The sequence below is a fragment of the Alteromonas sp. ABH2_165 genome (genome assembly GCF_056159945.1).
The window spans coordinates 614,652-632,636 of the sequence record NZ_JBSWWF010000002.1; the positions used below are offsets into that span (position 1 = coordinate 614,652).

The 17,985-nt window shown below is 49.0% G+C and carries 16 protein-coding genes; 9 read left to right on the forward strand and 7 right to left on the reverse strand.

Annotation, left to right across the window (positions count from 1 at the left end):
• Nucleotides 1–134 precede the first annotated feature (134 nt).
• From mqo to ACXAFQ_RS07250, 5 genes are all read left to right on the forward strand, one after another.
• Entirely contained in the window at nt 135–1,802 is a 1,668-nt protein-coding gene (gene mqo, locus ACXAFQ_RS07230; RefSeq protein WP_474819149.1) for a malate dehydrogenase (quinone), read from the forward strand.
• 226 nt (nt 1,803–2,028) lie between these two features.
• Entirely contained in the window at nt 2,029–2,427 is a 399-nt protein-coding gene (gene rpsF, locus ACXAFQ_RS07235; RefSeq protein WP_474819151.1) for a 30S ribosomal protein S6, read from the forward strand.
• 11 nt (nt 2,428–2,438) lie between these two features.
• Complete coding sequence (gene rpsR / locus ACXAFQ_RS07240; RefSeq protein ID WP_070126454.1) at nt 2,439–2,669, forward strand: 30S ribosomal protein S18; 231 nt, start codon at nt 2,439–2,441, stop codon at nt 2,667–2,669.
• A gap of 17 nt (nt 2,670–2,686) precedes the next feature.
• On the forward strand, nt 2,687–3,139 hold the full coding sequence (rplI, locus tag ACXAFQ_RS07245; RefSeq protein WP_474819158.1) for a 50S ribosomal protein L9: 453 nt from the start codon (nt 2,687–2,689) through the stop codon (nt 3,137–3,139).
• A 219-nt stretch (nt 3,140–3,358) separates the two neighbouring features.
• Nucleotides 3,359–4,513: a glycosyltransferase family 9 protein gene (locus ACXAFQ_RS07250; protein ID WP_474819160.1), complete on the forward strand. Its 1,155-nt coding sequence runs from the start codon at nt 3,359–3,361 to the stop codon at nt 4,511–4,513.
• Here ACXAFQ_RS07250 and ACXAFQ_RS07255 read toward each other — a convergent pair.
• The 3 genes from ACXAFQ_RS07255 to ACXAFQ_RS07265 all read right to left on the reverse strand — a co-directional run bounded on the left by ACXAFQ_RS07255 (nt 4,492) and on the right by ACXAFQ_RS07265 (nt 7,631).
• Nucleotides 4,492–5,433 carry a bifunctional helix-turn-helix transcriptional regulator/GNAT family N-acetyltransferase gene (locus ACXAFQ_RS07255; RefSeq protein WP_474819162.1) on the reverse strand — a complete coding sequence of 314 codons (942 nt, stop codon included), beginning with the start codon at nt 5,431–5,433 and terminating at the stop codon, nt 4,492–4,494. The genes ACXAFQ_RS07250 and ACXAFQ_RS07255 overlap by 22 nt on opposite strands.
• A gap of 72 nt (nt 5,434–5,505) precedes the next feature.
• Entirely contained in the window at nt 5,506–6,597 is a 1,092-nt protein-coding gene (locus ACXAFQ_RS07260) for a glycosyltransferase family 4 protein (RefSeq protein ID WP_474819164.1), read from the reverse strand.
• Nucleotides 6,594–7,631 carry a glycosyltransferase family 9 protein gene (locus ACXAFQ_RS07265; RefSeq protein WP_474819168.1) on the reverse strand — a complete coding sequence of 346 codons (1,038 nt, stop codon included), beginning with the start codon at nt 7,629–7,631 and terminating at the stop codon, nt 6,594–6,596. The genes ACXAFQ_RS07260 and ACXAFQ_RS07265 overlap by 4 nt, the downstream gene beginning before the upstream one ends.
• Before the next feature lie 77 nt (nt 7,632–7,708).
• On the opposite strand from ACXAFQ_RS07265, the gene waaA reads away from it, so the two are divergent.
• On the forward strand, nt 7,709–9,013 hold the full coding sequence (waaA, locus tag ACXAFQ_RS07270; RefSeq protein ID WP_474819172.1) for a lipid IV(A) 3-deoxy-D-manno-octulosonic acid transferase: 1,305 nt from the start codon (nt 7,709–7,711) through the stop codon (nt 9,011–9,013).
• Between the two features lie 277 nt (nt 9,014–9,290).
• Here waaA and ACXAFQ_RS07275 read toward each other — a convergent pair whose 3' ends face one another.
• Nucleotides 9,291–11,090 (reverse strand): cation:proton antiporter, encoded by a 1,800-nt coding sequence (locus tag ACXAFQ_RS07275; protein WP_474819175.1) that lies wholly within the window; start codon nt 11,088–11,090, stop codon nt 9,291–9,293.
• Nucleotides 11,091–11,310: 220 nt separating this feature from the next.
• On the opposite strand from ACXAFQ_RS07275, the gene ACXAFQ_RS07280 reads away from it, so the two are divergent.
• Together ACXAFQ_RS07280 and ACXAFQ_RS07285 are read left to right on the forward strand one after the other, a co-directional pair.
• Nucleotides 11,311–12,147, forward strand: a complete 837-nt coding sequence (locus tag ACXAFQ_RS07280; RefSeq protein WP_474819179.1) for a hypothetical protein — start codon at nt 11,311–11,313, stop codon at nt 12,145–12,147.
• Between the two features lie 155 nt (nt 12,148–12,302).
• Nucleotides 12,303–12,884 carry a hypothetical protein gene (locus ACXAFQ_RS07285; RefSeq protein WP_474819181.1) on the forward strand — a complete coding sequence of 194 codons (582 nt, stop codon included), beginning with the start codon at nt 12,303–12,305 and terminating at the stop codon, nt 12,882–12,884.
• Nucleotides 12,885–12,960: 76 nt separating this feature from the next.
• Here the strand turns inward: ACXAFQ_RS07285 and ACXAFQ_RS07290 are convergent, their stop codons facing one another.
• From ACXAFQ_RS07290 to thpR, 3 genes are all read right to left on the reverse strand, one after another.
• Nucleotides 12,961–15,150 carry a M3 family metallopeptidase gene (locus ACXAFQ_RS07290; RefSeq protein WP_474819183.1) on the reverse strand — a complete coding sequence of 730 codons (2,190 nt, stop codon included), beginning with the start codon at nt 15,148–15,150 and terminating at the stop codon, nt 12,961–12,963.
• 119 nt (nt 15,151–15,269) lie between these two features.
• Nucleotides 15,270–16,124: a formyltetrahydrofolate deformylase gene (gene purU, locus ACXAFQ_RS07295; RefSeq protein ID WP_474819188.1), complete on the reverse strand. Its 855-nt coding sequence runs from the start codon at nt 16,122–16,124 to the stop codon at nt 15,270–15,272.
• A 76-nt stretch (nt 16,125–16,200) separates the two neighbouring features.
• A complete protein-coding gene (thpR, locus tag ACXAFQ_RS07300; RefSeq protein WP_474819192.1) occupies nt 16,201–16,800 on the reverse strand; it encodes an RNA 2',3'-cyclic phosphodiesterase in 600 nt (199 codons plus the stop codon).
• A gap of 159 nt (nt 16,801–16,959) precedes the next feature.
• Between thpR and ACXAFQ_RS07305 the strand changes: the two genes are divergently transcribed.
• Nucleotides 16,960–17,937: an alpha/beta fold hydrolase gene (locus ACXAFQ_RS07305; protein ID WP_474819196.1), complete on the forward strand. Its 978-nt coding sequence runs from the start codon at nt 16,960–16,962 to the stop codon at nt 17,935–17,937.
• Nucleotides 17,938–17,985: the final 48 nt, after the last annotated feature.

The window sequence follows — 17,985 nt, forward strand, 5'->3', positions numbered from 1 at the left end:
AACTTTTCATTTATGCCAGTCGGCGATAAAACCGTTCCTGATTACCAAATTATGCTATTCAAGCGGGCACAAATCTGAGTGCCCCAGCCTGCGTGTTTCAAGCATTCTTCCCCCTTCGTATATCAGGAGTCCCTATGCGATTTTCAAAAAGAGCAATTATCGGTTGCTCGTTAGTGGCAGTGGTTGCTGCTTCATTCATCTATTCATCGGTAAAAGATGATTCTGGCAGAGACATCAAGGCCGACACAAAAGTGGATGTGCTGCTCATCGGTGGCGGCATCATGAGTGCTACGCTCGGTACTTATTTACAAGAGCTTCAACCCGATTGGTCGATGATGATGGCTGAACGCCTCGATGGCCCAGCAGAAGAAAGTTCGAACGGATGGAACAATGCCGGTACCGGCCATTCTGCGCTGATGGAGTTAAACTACACGCCACAAAGAGAAGATGGTTCTGTAAATGTGGAAAAAGCCATTAAGGTAAACGAGGCGTTTCAGATCAGCCGTCAGTTCTGGGCGTATCAGGTTGAAAATGGCGTAATGAATGACCCGCAGTCGTTTATTCGCAGCGTTGACCACATGAGCTTCGTGTGGGGCGATACCAACGTAAACTTCTTGCGCGCACGTTATGCGGAACTGCAAAAGAACAGCCTGTTCCAAAGCATGGACTACAGTGAAGATCATGCGCAGATTGCAAAATGGGCACCGCTGCTAATTGAAGGCCGTGATCCGAGTGAGACCATTGCCGCCACCCGTTCAGGGATCGGCACCGACGTGAACTACGGTGAAATTACCCGTCAGCTGGTAAACGGGTTGAAAAAGCACGATAACTTCGATTTACGTCTACGTTCAGAAGTCCGTGGAATGAGCCAGAACGAAGACGGTTCGTGGCATGTACTGGTTGCCGATTTGGCAAACAATAAAGAGTACACCGTTGATGCAGGATTCGTGTTTATTGGTGCCGGTGGTGCCTCACTGCCGCTGTTGCAGGCATCGGGCATTCCTGAAGCCAAAAACTACGGTGGTTTTCCTGTGGGTGGTCAGTTCTTGTATACCGATAATCCTGATGTGGTGGCGAATCACAAAGTGAAAGCCTATGGTCAGGCAGAAGTGGGCGCGCCGCCGATGTCTGTTCCGCATATCGACGCCCGCCGTATCGACGGAAAAGAAATCGTACTGTTTGGGCCTTTCGCCACGTTTTCGACGAAATTCCTCAAGAACGGTTCTCTGTGGGATCTGTTAGATTCAACGACAACCTCTAATATCATTCCTATGATTGAGGTGGGCCTGGATAACTTCAGCCTGGTGCAATATCTGATTAGCCAGGTCATGCTGGACGATGAAGACAGAATGGCAGAGCTGCGTAAGTACTATCCGGAAGCAAAAGCGGAAGACTGGAAATTGATCACTGCGGGCCAGCGCGTGCAGATCATCAAAAAAGATCCAGAGAAAGGCGGTAAGCTGCAGTTTGGTACAGAAGTGGTGGTGTCTGACGACCAAACGTTAACCGCATTGCTGGGCGCATCGCCAGGTGCCTCTACTGCCGCGCCAATTATGCTTAATCTGATGGAACGGGCGTTTCCGGAAAAAGTGAATGGTGAATGGTTGCCACAACTAAAAGCGATTATTCCCTCATACGGTACTAAGCTTAACGGCAACGTGAGCGCGACAATGGACGAGCTAAATCACACCAGTGAGGCCTTACAATTGAGAAAGCCTGAGGCCGCTCAAGGTAACGCGCCGATGCCAGATGCATCTGTGCCAGTGGCCGAAAAATCTGATGTCGCGGATATCGAACTGTAAGCCGAGCTGCTGCAACGGTGGCGTCTGGTCCAGGCGCCATTATCATCTTGTTGAGGTGTGCTGAAAGCATGAATTAGGCCGAAGTTCGCTGCAGGCTTGAAATTGCTTGTCTGCTGAACAATTGATCTATATAATGCGCCGCCTTACAGCCATCAAACCTAACTTAGTTCCTTGTCTCCATACAGTCGGGCTGTACTGTCGAGGCTACAACCGTAAGGAGCGTGTAATGCGTCATTACGAAATCGTATTTATGGTTCACCCTGATCAGAGTGAACAAGTACCTGGTATGATCGAGCGTTATACCACTATCCTGAAGCAAGAAGGTGGTCAAATCCATCGTCTGGAAGACTGGGGCCGTCGTCAACTGGCTTACCCAATCGAAAAGCTTCACAAAGCACACTACGTTCTGATCAACGCAGAAGCAACTGCTGAAGCTGTTGATGAGCTGGAAAATGCTTTCCGCTTTAACGATGTGATCCTGCGTAACCTGGTTATGCGCACGAAAAACGCTGTAACTGAAGCTTCTCCTATGATGAAGGAAGAGCGTCGTGAGCGTCGTGACGATTCTGCTCCACGCGGTGAACGCGCGGAAAAGAAAACTGAAACCACTGAAGATAACGCGTAAGGAGATCAATCATGGCTCGTTTTTTCAGACGTCGTAAGTTCTGCCGTTTTTCTGCAGAAGGTGTTGAGCAAATCGATTATAAAGATATTGCTACACTGAAAAACTACATCACTGAGAGCGGTAAAATCGTTCCTAGCCGTATCACTGGTACCAGTGCAAAGTATCAGCGTCAGCTGTCTACTGCTATTAAGCGCGCGCGTTTCTTAGCTCTGCTGCCGTACACAGATTCACACAACAAGTAAGCGAAGGGGTAACTTAGATGGAAATCATCTTATTAGACAAAATCGCTAACCTGGGTGGTCTGGGCGATACTGTAAACGTTAAAGCTGGTTTTGCTCGTAACTTCCTGTTTCCACAGGGCAAAGCAGTACCTGCAACTAAAGCAAACGTTGAAAAGTTCGAAGCACGTCGTGCTGAGTACGAAGCAAAAGTTGCTGAAGAGCTGTCTGCTGCACAAGCACGCGCTGACAAAGTTGCTGAGCTGGGCGAAGTAACTATCGCTGCTCCTGCTGGTGACGAAGGCAAACTGTTTGGTTCTGTTGGTACTCGCGACATCGCTGAAGCAATCACTGCTGCTGGCGTTGAAGTAGCGAAAGCAGAAGTTAAACTGCCTACCGGTACTCTGCGTGAAACTGGCGAATACGACATCGACCTGCAACTGCATTCAGAAGTGACTACTTCTGTTAAAGTTGTAATCGTTGCTGAAGCTTAATAGCTAACCAGTTAAACCGATTGAAAAAGCCGCGCTGAGCAATCAGCGCGGCTTTTTTTATGCCTATTGCTCTCTCTAACTACTGAACACTCCGCCACGTAAAGACAATTTACACCGGCCTTTACATCCCTTTAATCATCTCGTCGTATTTGTCGTTTAACATACCGTCTTGCGTCTAAATCCAAGCTTTTACGCAAAGTGTACCAAAAGGACAAGAATGTGAACCCGGCTATAGCCAACCGACTTTCTTCAGCGAGAAGAATTCTTTACATGAGTCATATGGCCATCGGCGATTATCTTTATCAGCGAACTTATCTTCAAATGCTGTCTAAGCAGTATCCCAACGCAGAGATTGATCTATGGATAGATGATTTTCGCACGAAAGGGAAAGACTGGCAGAAAGGACGCTCAGATTTTCTTTCCAATTGGATGAAGGATGAGACGTTTATAAACCGTCTTTACCCTCAGGCCACCAGTATTGTTCACCGCAAGGAAATGTTGGAGGAAGCAAAAACACGAGGCTACGATGCAGTCTTGTTTATTGCCAATCTGCGTAGTGACCGCTTCGCCAATGCGGCGAAAGAGATTGCTGGCAAATCAGGGTATTGTGCTGGTGTTGTAAATCAAAAGTCGTTGGATTGGCTACAACCCTGGAAATTTGCGGGCCTTGATGCTTGTTATCGTAATAACAAACGGGATGGGCAAAAGCCAATCCTGGCCAAATACGGTGATAATTTTGCTCAACTAGCGGGGTTACACAGTGCACCGGCTATTGCCTCTTTAACTGTTGAAGCATATGCAAAAAACCAAGCTAGCGATGTGCTACAGCGCTGGCACAACAAGTTTGGCACCCAGCGGATGATGCTGGTCAATACTATCTCCACCACGGCAAAGCGCGACTATCCCTGGGAGAAAATGGAAGTGGTAATTCAGCGGCTGCATGGGCAATATCCTGACTATTTGTTTGTACTGAATGCACCTCCCCATCTCATTGAAGATTTTACGAGCAAAGCCGAAGCAATCGTAAGCCACCATCAAATTCCCGCAGTGGCGTTCACCGCAATGGCTGGTGTGCAGTCACTTGCGGCCATGATACATCAGGCTAATTGTGTTCTTACCGTTGAGACTGCCATTATGCATTTTGCTGAGGCGTTATCAGTACCGCAATGTGTGCTTATGCGCAACGCGTCAGCCCACTGGTGTCCAAAGTCAGCGAGATACCGTTTGTTTTCCGATACGATTGTGGCCGATCTTAGTGTCGATAAAGTAGCTGATGAGGCATTGTCGCTTCTGTCAGATATCAGAGAAATCAAAAAACGGCGTGTTACGTTGTTGAGGACGCAGAAACAGGCTTATAAAGCACGCTCCATCTGAATATCTGCGCGGGCGTAAGGAGATGGCTTGGCATCAGTCAGTTCCTCAAACCCGAGTCTGCGGTAAAGGCGGATAGCGGTTTCAAGGCGGCGATTACTTTCCAGATAGAGTCGCTTGGCCCCCAGTTCCTTTGCCCTGGCAATCGCTGCCTGACCCAATTGCCAACCCAGACCTTTACCCTGTTCACTGTCGGCAACCGCCATTTTTGCCAGTTCATAGCAGTTGTCGCCCATATTGATTAGCGCCACGGTGCCACAAATACGCCCGGCGTCATCCTGCAGCAATAAAATGTCGCCGCCTTTATCAATGATGTAGCCTTCCGGGTCTCCCAGGGAGGCATAGTCAGACGCTTCCATCTCGAAGTAGCGTTCAATCCAGAGCCGGTTTAGTTCGAAGAACGCGTCGCGGTGCTCACTGGAAAAGTGTATAACCCGGATACCCCCGCTGTTCAGGGCTTTCACCATGTCGAGCAGAGAGGAGGTATTCAGCAGGGTCTCTACAGCATTCAGCTGTGTAAGAAACCCGGGCGCTACCTGATTCAGCGCTGCATCAAGGGCATTGCCTATATCCGCGATTTGCTGTTCCAGTGCAGGCTGTATCGCCAGCCCTTCGGCAGTAAGTGTGAGTAATTGTACCCGTTTGTCGTCGGGGGACGGGCGCGTCTCTATCAATCCGGCGGTTTTCAGTTGTGTCACCGTTTTGCTGATAAACGGATGAGATTGCCCGGTCATCGTGGCAATACTGCCAACGCTTTGAGGCGACGCTTTCATCAGGCTGTAAATAACCGGAAACCAGCTTGGTTCCATCGGCACATGGTAGTTCTGGTAAACCTGCTGTGACTGCATTACCAGTTTTTCTGCCAGTCGGCGAAACCGGCTGCCCAATGCAGCTGCCCCTGCCTGGATCAGGATATCGTTCATCGTCATCACTCATTAATGTAACTAGTTACGGATATTATTTTATCCGATGAGAATTAGCAACAATGCATTTAGTCAGTGCTGACGATTGTGGAGTATATGCTGGTAAAGCTGACCGTATTTTTTTGCCATGATGTCTGGGGTAAACCGGGTCTGCAGATGGTGGTATGCCGCATTCCCTAACGCTCGCGCGCGTTGCGGATTATTCAACATATCAAGGATAGCTGCAGACAGCCTGTTAACGTCGCCGACAGGAACCAGCAATCCGGTCTGGTTGTGGTTAATAATTTCAGGAATTCCGCCCACCGGGCAGCTTATCATCGCGCACCTGCAGGCTGCGCCCTGCAACAGGATCACACCAAGGCCTTCGGCATGGGCCGGATGCACCATAACGTCAATAGCCGGAAGAATGCGGGCAACATCGTCGCTGAATCCACAGAGCCTGACTTTTTCGCGGAGCCCCTGTGCGTCAATTAACTGCTGATACGCATCGCGCTGTTTACCTTTGCCAAAAAGCAGACAAATTACGTCACCACGTTGCCGGACAACGCGTCCCATGGCGGCTATCAGTTCTGCCTGACCTTTGCGGGGAATGAGCTGGGCGAAATTAGCAATGACCTTGCTGCCAGGCGGTATGACGTAGTGCGCTTCCAGCCATTTTCGGGTGTTGGTATGAGTGTAATCACTGAGCTCAACGGCTGAATGAATTACTTCTACCCGATTTTCCCGACAATGCTGACTGACTACCCTGCGTACGCCCTCGGAAATACTGACGACCGTGTGGTAATAGCGATATTTCAACTTAGCCAGCCACGATTCAGGGTTGTCGACCCGGCGGGTGCACACGGCGGGTATCTGACTGTAGCGTGCGACCAGTCCGCCCCAGACATCGGCACCCCGCCGGCTATGCACATGCACGATGTCTGGCCGGTACTGCCTGGTGCTGCGATTCAGCAGGAACGGAAAACGGATATCCACGTCACCGGCACAGGGAAGCGGCACCACGGTACAGTTGGGCAGCGATAATGCTGAGATTGCGCTACCCTCTGTGCAGACCAGAATATTGGCATAATGTGCCGGGTCGAGGGCGCGGATCAGGTATTCAACCTGCTTGGCACCGCCGTACAGCTGGCGCCCTAGCTCAATGTGCATAATACGCAGTGTCATATCTGCTGCTCCAGCCAGGCACCGACTTCTGCCGCAGAGATATTGCTCATACAGGTAAAGGCGCCATCACAGGTGGGTCTGCGTTTGCATGGGGCGCAGGAAAGGGCTTGGTAAATTACCCTGGCGCGGGAATTCTGCGTGTGCAGATACGGGCAGGTTGAGCCAAACAATGCGAGCACTGCACGCTCGTGAGCAATGGCCAGATGCGTGAGGCCCGTATCGACACCTACCACAGCGGTCGCGGCAGCTATCAGCGCGCCACTTGATTCAAGGCTCAGTAAACCAGCCACCACTACAACGTTATCTGCACCTGCTGCTAGTGCAACGGCATGGTCCCGATCAGCGGGCCCACCGGCTATCACCAGCGGGATCGCTGAACGGGCGCCAAAATCCCTGATAAGCTGTTGCCAGTGGCTGTCAGGCCAGTGCTTTTGCGGTCGGGTGGTGAACGGACACAGCACGATAAACGGATTGCCGCCGTTGATAAATGTGCCACACACCGCGTTAAGTGCGGCGTGCGCCGCTGGCGAAGCAGGCAGATGCATGGTGTAGGTTGATGCGCCCAGATAACGGCCCAGGGCTTTGTATTCAGAGCAGATGTCGTTACTTACCGGCTTATCAATACATTCCGTAAGCAGCCGCTCACTATGCTCTTTGCTTCTGAATCCAATTCGCCGCGGAGCGCCTGACAGCCAGCAAAGAAAGGCACTTTTGAGCAGCCCCTGAGCGTCTATGGCAAGGCTGAAATTTTGCATTCTGAGCGTGCGGCGAAATGCGCGAATTGTCCGGAACAGGGTCAGCCACTTACGTTCTTTTGCCAGTGCCGTCCATTCAGCCTTCGGCCAGGGGATAACGGCATCAATATCCGGATGCGCGGCGATAAATTTGCAGTAAGGCGCTTCGACCAGCCAGGTAATACTGACGTCACCTGAAGATGTTTTTATGTTGGCCGGTAATCCCGAGGCCATTACAATATCGCCAATCGCGCTTAACTTTACAAAAAGCACCTTTGGCCGGATTGGGGCGTCTGACATAAAATAGGCGCACAAACAGAGATCAGGCTTCGCAGTTAAGCAAATAAAAGCGACACTTTAATGACGACAGGAAGTAAATGATGACAGCCCCGCGCGATAATTACCGACCAACCCTGGGCCAGAATGCGTTTCGCTGGTTTTATTCGTTGGTATTGGCGCTTATTGTTCCCTTTGCGTTTATCAACCTGATGATTCGAGGCCGCAAGCGCAACAAAGAGTATAATCATCGCCGATTCGAGCGATTTGGTTTTGTGCGTCGCCCGGCAAAAACCGGTGGGTATCTTTTCCACTGCGTGTCGGTGGGAGAAGTAGTCGCCGCATCGGTGTTGATTAAAAAAATAATGCGCGATGAGCCAGAAACATCAATAACCATCACCACAACCACGCCAACAGGCTCTGCACGGGTACGCGATATTTTCGGTGATGCGGTACATCATTTTTATCTGCCTTACGATCTTCACATGGCCATGTCTGGTATGCTTCGCCGGGTTAAACCCAAGATGGTATTGATTACCGAAGTGGAATTATGGCCCAACTTTATTCATTGTTGTTGGCGGCGCCACATTCCAGTCGTGGTTGTGAATGCCCGCATGACGGACCGCTCAGCAAAGCGCTATAAAAAACTCAGCATACTCTTCGCTCCCATGCTGCATAAAATCAGTCATGTTTGTGCTCAGGGCCAACGGGATTATGATAACTACCTGTTCCTTGGCTTAGACAAGCAAAAGCTGACGCTTACCAACAACATCAAATTTGATCAGGCCGTGTCTGCCGGTAGCGCGTTGTCAGATTTCCATGGCGTCAGTCGCGATTCCCGCACTGTACTCATTGGTGGCAGTACCCACGATACTGAGGAACTCGCGCTGATCCGCACCTACCAGCAATTGAAAAGCGAATACCCGCCGTTGTTGTTGATCCTGGTACCCAGGCATCCAGAGCGCTTTAATGTGGTGAAAAAATTGCTGACGGAAGAAAAAATGCAGGCCGTCTTTTCCTCTGAAGGCGGGCAAGTGACACCGGGAACCGATGTGCTATTGGTGGATGAAATGGGCAAACTAAACGCTGCTTATCAGGTTGCCAGCATCGCTTTTGTGGGGGGAAGTCTGGCGGACAGAGGCGGACACAATGCCCTGGAACCCGCAGCAGTAAAGTTACCCGTCATCATGGGGCCAAATACCTATAACAACCCCGTAATTTGTCAGTACCTGCAGGACAACGGCGCGTTGTTTGTCGTTAATGACGCAACGGCACTGGCAATTTGTTGCCAATCATTGCTGACAGACCCTGCCAAAGCGAAACAGTCGGGTGAGGCGGGCTACGCTGTGTTAAGGGCTAATCAAGGCGCTGTAGAAAAAACCATCGAAGTCATTCGTTCCCTGTGACCAGCATTAGTGCGAATAAGAGTTTTATGGGCACCAATTTGGTGCGGTTGAATTTTTGATTGCTTGATTATTCATCAAATTTTTAACTACGTTTATGTTTCTTTAGGCTTTTTTACATTTGGCACTGTGTTTGCTTTTATATGGCCGACGACGCTAATCAAGCAAAAAATAAACAACAACGCATCCAATAATAATAATAGAGGGGAGCACTTGATTACTCGTTTTTCCAGGGAGAGGCACCCTGCCGAAAGGTAGGGTGCTGTTCTGGCCTCAGATCTCAGACAGGTTCACTGTCAGGTACAATAAGACTTATCAATTTCCAGTTCGCTTTAGGTTCTAGCGCTTTCCCGGAAAGGAAGGTATGGGTACGACCATTCTCATCAAATGCAACCAAGGGTACCGCTCTGTCACCATACTGCTTAGTGTAATCGGCAAAGCTAAACTCTTCACTCAAGCGGGTTGTCTTAACTTTGGCACCGCGAGTGACCGCCGTTGCCAAATAGCCATAGGTTACACCCTCGTCAAACAATGCCATTTTCTTCGCATACTGAGTACTGACCTGATGGCTAGGTCTTGCCGTTTGCTCATTGTTGGTAAGTCCCCAAACCTTATCTTTACCCATGGTGTACTCAAAGTGATAGGCAATCATTGGATTAAGTTGTTTGTAGGGCGACATGATCAGTACCGTGCCGAAGAGGTTGAGTTCGAGGCTTCTGGCAGCATGGTCAGACATCGGGTTACCGAAATAAGCAGGGATATCCATCATGCGGGTTTCCCGAATGGCATCCCAGTTCGTGTCTGCTATGCAAACCGGTAAGTTGTGGCTCTGCAATTCCTTTGCTAGAAGCCGGCTGAATTTGCTACCACCAAAAATGAGAAAACCATTAGGGGCTGGCGAACGCACTTTTAGAAACGTCGCTACATATTTAGAAGACAAGCTCTGCACCACCACGGTGGCAATTATTACTACGAAAACCATTGGAACAATAACGCCTGCGCCCTCGTAACCTATTTCTTCCAACTGCAGAGAAAACAGTGCTGATACCGCAGCTGCAACGATACCACGGGGGGCTATCCAGCTAATCAGTGCCAATTCACGCCAGTTGAGTCCGGTTCCTAATGATGAAGCGAGCACTGAAAGCGGTCGCGCGACAAACATAATGGCTATCAACACCACAAATACCCCAGAACCCACTTCTATAACGGCGTTTAGGTCGAGTCGTGATGCGAGAATGATAAATAATCCGGAGATAAGCAACACGCTAAGTGTTTCCTTAAATTCCAGAATGTCCTCAACATCCACATCTTTCATATTAGCCAGCACCATACCCGCAATAGTCACTGCCAGCAGGCCTGACTCGTGGGCAAGCGCGTTTGAAATGGCGAAAATACCAAGGATAAGGGTGAGTACAGCAGTATTTTGCAGATAATGTGGAATGAGTTCTTTTCTTAGTGAAATGCCAAGCAGATAACCACCGGCAAGACCAAAAATGGTGCCCAGTCCTACCGTCTTACCAAAGGCGATGAGGGTGTGCATTAGCGCGGTGTCTTGTGACGCCACGATATACTCGTAAACCAGAACCGCTAGTAAGGCCCCGATGGGATCTATAACAATGCCTTCCCAGCGAAGAATGTTGGCGATATTACTTTTGGGCCTTACTGTCCGAATCATCGGAACAATAACCGTTGGACCCGTTACAGTGACTATGGCCCCAAAAAGTGCTGAAAGCTGCCATGAAAGATCCAGGCTAAAATGCGCGGCGAGTGCAGCGATTACCCAGGTAACCAAAACACCTACGCTACACAGGTTTCTTACCATGTTGCCATGACCGGCGATATCGCTGAACTTGAGCGTTAATGCGCCCTCGAACAGGATAATTGCTACAGACAGTGAGACCACTGGAAATAACAGATCGCCAAACAGAGCATCGGCATCGAGTAGGTGAAATGTGGGACCGACGATAATGCCGACAATGAGTAGCGGCAAGATAGCCGGTAACCGAATTTTATAGGCCAGGAACTGGCAGCAAATCGACAGCAGTCCGACGGTGACGAGGCTCAGTAAAGGGTCTGACACGTTATTTTCCTTTTTACCTTAAGTTTTCCGCCATTAAACAAATTTGGCATCTTATTGTTATATGGCTTGTTTATACTGCTTGCAGGATGAACCGGATTTACTTTCAAAAGGTTGCATAACGTCGTTACCTGCGTGCATAGTACTGAAGTTTGTTCTTATCATATTGTTTTAATTATCTATAGCTAATATAGCTTAGGCCCTTCTGTCAAAGAGAGTAATTGTGAATCGTATTTTTTTGTTATTGAGCCCTTTGTTCCTGATGACGGGTTGCTCCGTGTCAGCAGATACCCAGCGAGGGGTTGAGGTACTGTCCAGTTATTCTTTGGATAATGCACTAAAAGAAACCTCAGGTCTGTTCTGTATAGACGGAGGCGCGTTCTCAATTAACGATTCTGGCAATAAGCCGGAACTGTTCACCATAAACGAATTGGGTAAAATTACCGGAAAAGTAGAGCTGGATATCACTAACCAAGATTGGGAAACCATCACGGGAAATGAAGATTATTTGTATATCGGTGATATTGGCAATAACGCCGGTAAACGAAAAAACCTCAAGATATACAGAATAGATCGCAAAGACAGTTCGAAAACAGAAAAATTGCGCTTCACCTATACCGGTAATAAGCCTGCAGACAATGTGCCTTACGCCCACGATTACGACGGTGAAGCAATGACTATGCGTGACGGTAAACTGCAGATTTTCTCAAAGAGCTGGGCGACGGAGACCGCGCATGTGTATAACGTGCAGGACATCAAAGCCAAACAAGCGCTTTCGCCAATCGCAAACGTCGAAGGGTTACCTGGTGTTGTTACTGGCGTAGACTGGAGCGAAGAGAAGCAGGAATATGCGCTGGTTGGGTATCGCAGTAACGCACTGGGCATGTTTAAGCCGTTTATCGCCACGATAAGCAATGAGTATCAAGTTACTGGCGTTTATATGCTGTCGCAATTTGCGCAAGTAGAAGGCGTTTGCCATGCGCCAAATGGCAATATCTGGATCACACAAGAAAGTTCTCCATATACTTCTGCAAAAATCGCAGTACTGAAAATCAACTAATTGTTTTAAAAATCAACAGATGCCGATTATAAGGGTATAGTTTTAGACTAATTGATAATCTAATTTTATACCCAAAGTCTCTCACCTTTTCTTATACTCAGTTCATCGATTGCAGCGATGAGCTGCGTTAACTAACAATGAGAAGGGAGCTGGCAATGTCGAAGTTTATTGCATCTTTAGCAATTTGTGCTTCGCTGAGCACATTTCAGGTTCATGCTGGCTCTTTGTTCAGTGAGAAAACGGAGGCTTGGCTGAAAAAGCACCTCGAAGTCTCGAAGCAATTTGCCGTTTCACTTACCAAGAACAAAATCAAATTTAATGGCTGTCAGCAGAAAGACTACAAACTCAGTATGTCTTTACAGCTCTCAGACAATACAAGCGTTGAAACCCTGGCCCTTTACGGCAGAGGGGTATTAGAGTTTGGTGTTTTCAATCAACGGGTAACATCCCGTTCTTACGAAGTGATCTCGTGGTGGCATAATGAAGATTTTCGTTACGGCATCGCAACGGGCTTACGTCCAGCCCACGACCTTGATTTACCCATGAGCGGATCATTGGCGTTACCAGATAGTCGCACGCTATCCGTTTATCTCGAAACCGATGGCTTCAAAGAAGATCATGTTTTGTCTTTTGCTATGCGACGTGAGACGTGGTTAGGCAATACTTCGGATTTGACGCTTAACTGGGATAAAAGTTACGACAATCAACTGCAACTGGGTTACCGAATTAGTTTCTGACATCGACTGAGAGGCCGGTTTCACTAAAAAGGGGGCGATGATTTCATCGCCCCCTTTCTTATATGCAAGTGGTTACTTACTTATCTTCTGGAACCGGGAAGCCGCGGTCTCGCATCAGTGCGTCCACTTCCGCGTCGCGACCTCGGAACTTGCGATACGCCTCTGCTGGGTCCATTGCGTTACGTACAGAGAACAGGTATTTAACCAGCTTCGCAGACACTTCCTTATCGTAGAAGCCGCCCGGCGCTTCACGGAAAGCTTCAGCGGCATCGGAAGACAATACATCGGCCCACATATAGCCGTAGTAACCTGATGAATATCCTTCACCAGAGAATACGTGACCAAACTGGGTGCTGCGGTGACGCATCACGATTTCTTCTGGCATATTCAGTTTAGCTAACTGTTCGCGCTCGAAAGCATCGGGATCAATTTTGTCAGGATCTGTGGTGTGATACAGCAAATCCATAATGGCTGATGCCATGTACTCAGTGGTGCCGAAGCCTGAGTTAAACGTGGCGGCATTTTTAATTTTCTGCACCAGTTCTGCAGGGATAGGCTCGCCGGTTTTATAGTGAACCAGATAGTTGTTGATCACTTCGTCAGTGGTAAGCCAACGTTCCAGCAATTGAGATTGGAACTCGGTGTAATCACGAACGCCAGAGTGTGACGTTGGATACTTTACATCTGCCGACAGGAAGTGCAGTGCGTGACCAAACTCATGGAAATACGTGTTGGCGTCATCCCAGGAAATCAGCGTTGGCTCGCCTTCCGGCCCTTTCACGAAGTTTGAGTTGTTAGATGCCAATACGGTTGTTTCGCCATCGTAGGTGGTGTAACTACGATATGTGGTTGCCCAGGCGCCAGAGCGCTTACCCTGACGAGCAAACGGGTCGAGGTACCATAAACCAATCAACTTACCGCTGTCTTTGTCTTTCACTTCCCACACTTTCACGTCAGGGTGGAAAACGGGCACTTTTCCTTCTGGTACTGGTGTAAAGTCGAAGTTGAACAAACGACCGGCTACGTAGAACATCGCTTCGCGTAACTTATCTAACTGCAGATATTGTTTTACTTCATTGGAATCGAGATCGTATTTTGCCTGACGGACTTTCTCAGCATAGAAGCGATAATCCCACGGTGCGATAGTGATATCTGCGCCTTCTTCATCGGCAATGGCTTGCATGTCTGCCACTTCTTCATCGACGCGAGCAATGGCTGCAGGCCATACCTTCATCATCAGATCCATGGCATTTTCAGGTGTCTTAGCCATGCGATCTTCTAAGCGCCACTGGGCATAATTGTCGTAGCCAAGCAGTTCTACACGCTCATCACGCAACGTCAGAATTTGCTTGATAACGTCGTTGTTATCAAACTCATCACCATTGTCACCACGGTTGTAGTAGGTATTCCACACTTTCTCACGCAGTTCGCGATTGGTACTGTAGGTGAGGAACGGGTCCATGGATGAACGTGTGTTAGTGATTGCATACTCACCTTCATGGCCACGTTCTTTAGCCGCTGTAGCGGCACCCTTAATAAAAGAATCAGGTAATCCACCTAATTGATCTTCGGTGATGTAAGTGACATAGCTTTCTTCATCATGCAGCACGTTGCTGGAAAACTTGTTGTAGAGACCGGCTAACTCTTTGCTGATTTCAGCATAGCGCGCTTTGCCTTCGGCATCTAAAGTTGCACCGTTGCGAGCGAAACCGTTATAGACATTGCTAACTACACGCTTTTCCTCTTCGCCCATGCTTTGCAGCTCTTCGCTTTCATAAACGGCTTTTACTCGCTCGAACAAGGCTTCGTTCTGGGTAATTTTTGTCGAATAGGCCGACAGTTCCGGAGACATCTCCGTGCGCACGGCGCGGAACTCTGGGCTCGATTTATTTGAACTGAAAATGCCGTAATATTTAAACACGCGGCTAAGTGCACTGCCTGCGCGTTCCATGGCCACGATAGTATTCTCGAATGTGGGCGGCTCTGGATTATTAGCAATCGCTTCAATTTCGGCGAGGTTCAACTCCATCCCTTTGCGCAGGGCAGGTTTCACATCTTCAACCTTCATTTTGTCGAACTGTGGTACACCGCCGTATGGGCCGGGGAATTCTTGAAGTAGCACATTGCTAAATTCACTAGCTTGTTGGGTTTGTGTTGTTTGCGGTGCAGCAGCGGTAGTCGCTGACTCATTGGCAGCCTGATCAGAACAGGCGGTAAGGGACAGGGCAACGGCCAGGGCCGTTAGTGAGGTTTTAAAGTTTCCCATGGTTCATTCCATCGTCGTTATTATCAGCATTCCAGTCTACTGGAATGCTGATAACATCGCTATATGGCGACGACGGGCACTACCTGAGGCGAGTTACTTTACCTTTACGCAAAAGCGTCTTAAGCAAAAACAACCGTCTTATTGCGATGAATGATCACCCGGTCTTCCAGGTGATTACGCACGCCGTGGGCGAGGGCATTTACTTCGCAGTCCTTACCTTTGCGCACCATATCGGCCGCACTGTCGCTATGGCTGATGCGTTTCACGCTTTGTTCGATGATTGGCCCCTCGTCGAGATCTTTGGTGACGTAGTGGCAAGTTGCACCAATCAGCTTTACACCGCGATCGTAAGCCTGCTGATACGGACGGGCACCAGCAAAAGAAGGCAGGAAGCTATGGTGGATGTTAATGGCTTTGCCCTGCAGTTTTTGGCACAAGGTATCGGGTAAAATCTGCATAAAGCGAGCGAGCACGGTTAAATCAATATTGTAAGATTCAAGCAAGGTTTCGATTTGAGAGAACGCTTGTTCTTTACCTAACGATTTGAAATCCACCCAGTGGAAAGGCACTTTGTACCAGTCAGCAAACTGTTTCATTTGCGGGTGATTGCCAATAATTACCGGAATATCACAGTGAAGTTCACCGGTATGCCAGCGGTGAAGCAAATCCACCAGGCAATGTGACTCAAGGCTAGCTAGCAATGCCATGCGTTGCTTGGCGCGCGAATCCGTAAGTTTCCAGTTCATCTGAAATTCGTTTGCTAGCGGGGTGAAAGCTTCGATGAAGCTGTCGTAGTTTAAGCGGAGAGAATCTGCACCAATCTCGTGACGCATGAAAAAACGACCGGTTTGCAAATCGGTATGATGGCTGGCTTCTACAATGGTACCGCCATGATCGGCTAAGAACTGGGAAACCCGGGCAACCAGGCCAACCTGATCGGGGCAATCGATAACTAAACGAAACGTATGCTGCATGATGATTATAACTCTGAAAAATATGCCTCATGTTTTACCATGCGGTGCGCATCTGTAAAGCCGAAATTAATATATCTCATAGCAGTCCCCGGCGAAGCCGCTCGCGAACAGAAATATTCGGCTCCAATGACCAGGAATGTCGGATGGGATACCGCACCCCAGAAGGCGTTGAAACAGACTCAAAAAAGTGAAAATCCTGACAGTGCAATTTAAGTGACGGCGGGAGTAAAGGAGCAGGTACCTCGGTGTTGGCTTTTCTCACTAAAGTTACATGTGGACGATATTCTCGACTTTCTACCGGAATGCCGCTGGCCCGGGCTGCTTTACGGATTTCCTTTGCCAACTTCATCAGCGGCTTTTCGGGCGAAGAGGGCGCGGCAAAGAGAATTTTCGGGCCGTCCCAATAGCCGGTGGTATCCAATTTAACATCAAAAGGCTCAGCAGTGAGCTCGTCCAGAATGGAAAGTAATTCGTCATGCTGGCGGGGAGTGATGTCACCAAGAAATGCCAGCGTGATGTGATAGTTTTCTGGCGGCACCGCAACCGGCGGACTTTTCTGATTAGGCAGTAATCCTTCAGGCCGCTTGGCAGACAAAGACGGCAGGGCTTTCTCACGCCATTCTGCCAGGGCAAGTTTGTTGTTAGCGGACAAGTCCAGTCCGATGAAGCTGCGCATAGAATTATTTCCGCCTTGAGTGTTGAGCCGGGCTGGCCGTTCAGAGGTAACTGGCGGCGATTATACCAGACTAGCACAAACTGGTTGTCCGCACTTTAATATGTTATTGATAGGTTAATGGTTTTAGCAGGGATCAATTTAAAAAAGGACTCTAGGCGTATGGCACTGACCCGCAAAATTCTGAAAGCCACCGGACTTCTCGTTTTATTCTTGGTTATCGTTTACGGATTGCTACGAGCGGCTGCCTGGATGCATTCTCCCTCTTCGCAACTTCCCGGGGAATACGTGTCGGTTGATGGTAAGCAGGTACGATATGTCTGCAAGGGGAAAGGGGCTCCGTTGATTTTTCTCGAAAGTGGCTTTGGTTCAGGCTCAGATGAAACCTGGAAATCACTGTCTGAACAGCTATCAAAAACGAATCGGGTTTGTTACTACGATCGTTTGGGTTACGGCGGGAGTGATGACATTGACCCCGATTTCTCTACCGATGATAAATCGATGGTGCAGCAAGCCGTTCTGACCCATGTTGCCGCTGACCAGCCTGTCATTATTGTCGGGCATTCCTACGGGGGTATTCTGGCCCGCCGTACGCTGCATCGTGCTTTGAATGAAACCGGCGACGCGGAAAATCTGAACATTGTCGGACTGATTCTGGTGGATTCCGCCCATGAGAACCAGCATGAAGTTCTGCGTGGAAAGCTTGACCCGATCCCTGCTGAAGTAGAGCAAAAAGCTTACTGGACAGCCTGGTTAGGGTTGAATGATATTCTGGCTATGTTCAGGTCCGGAAGTGAGGAATTTGATACGAACGCATATTATGTCAGTCTTCGCTGGGCTCATGTACTCTCAACTTATGTCAGAGAGAAGGGGAACTACACGCCGCTGGAAGAGTTCGGGTATGATTTTGGTGATTTGCCTGTGATTGTACTTTCCCATGACGATAAGGCCTATGAAGGTAACCCGCGTTTCGATGGTGTAGGCCCGTTGTGGACAAGCTTGCAGGAAGAACTGGCAGCGCTTTCTGACAACAGTGAATTGCGTGTGGTTGAGGGCGCGACCCATGACATTCCCGCAGATGCACCATCAGCCGTTATCCAGGCGGTGGAAGATATGCTGATTAAGGTAGCGCCAGAGTAATCGTAAGAGAAGTGATGTAGCACACTGCGATGTCATCCCATTCGCCCC

What these genes read in the sequence shown, in the direction of transcription:
- mqo (WP_474819149.1), top strand. Translation starts at nt 135, where the DNA reads ATGCGATTTTCAAAAAGAGCAATTATCGGTTGCTCGTTAGTGGCAGTG.
- rpsF (WP_474819151.1), top strand. Translation starts at nt 2,029, where the DNA reads ATGCGTCATTACGAAATCGTATTTATGGTTCACCCTGATCAGAGTGAA.
- rpsR (WP_070126454.1), top strand. Translation starts at nt 2,439, where the DNA reads ATGGCTCGTTTTTTCAGACGTCGTAAGTTCTGCCGTTTTTCTGCAGAA.
- rplI (WP_474819158.1), top strand. Translation starts at nt 2,687, where the DNA reads ATGGAAATCATCTTATTAGACAAAATCGCTAACCTGGGTGGTCTGGGC.
- ACXAFQ_RS07255 (WP_474819162.1), bottom strand. Translation starts at nt 5,433, where the DNA reads ATGAACGATATCCTGATCCAGGCAGGGGCAGCTGCATTGGGCAGCCGG.
- ACXAFQ_RS07260 (WP_474819164.1), bottom strand. Translation starts at nt 6,597, where the DNA reads ATGACACTGCGTATTATGCACATTGAGCTAGGGCGCCAGCTGTACGGC.
- ACXAFQ_RS07265 (WP_474819168.1), bottom strand. Translation starts at nt 7,631, where the DNA reads ATGTCAGACGCCCCAATCCGGCCAAAGGTGCTTTTTGTAAAGTTAAGC.
- waaA (WP_474819172.1), top strand. Translation starts at nt 7,709, where the DNA reads ATGATGACAGCCCCGCGCGATAATTACCGACCAACCCTGGGCCAGAAT.
- ACXAFQ_RS07285 (WP_474819181.1), top strand. Translation starts at nt 12,303, where the DNA reads ATGTCGAAGTTTATTGCATCTTTAGCAATTTGTGCTTCGCTGAGCACA.
- ACXAFQ_RS07290 (WP_474819183.1), bottom strand. Translation starts at nt 15,150, where the DNA reads ATGGGAAACTTTAAAACCTCACTAACGGCCCTGGCCGTTGCCCTGTCC.
- purU (WP_474819188.1), bottom strand. Translation starts at nt 16,124, where the DNA reads ATGCAGCATACGTTTCGTTTAGTTATCGATTGCCCCGATCAGGTTGGC.
- thpR (WP_474819192.1), bottom strand. Translation starts at nt 16,800, where the DNA reads ATGCGCAGCTTCATCGGACTGGACTTGTCCGCTAACAACAAACTTGCC.
- ACXAFQ_RS07305 (WP_474819196.1), top strand. Translation starts at nt 16,960, where the DNA reads ATGGCACTGACCCGCAAAATTCTGAAAGCCACCGGACTTCTCGTTTTA.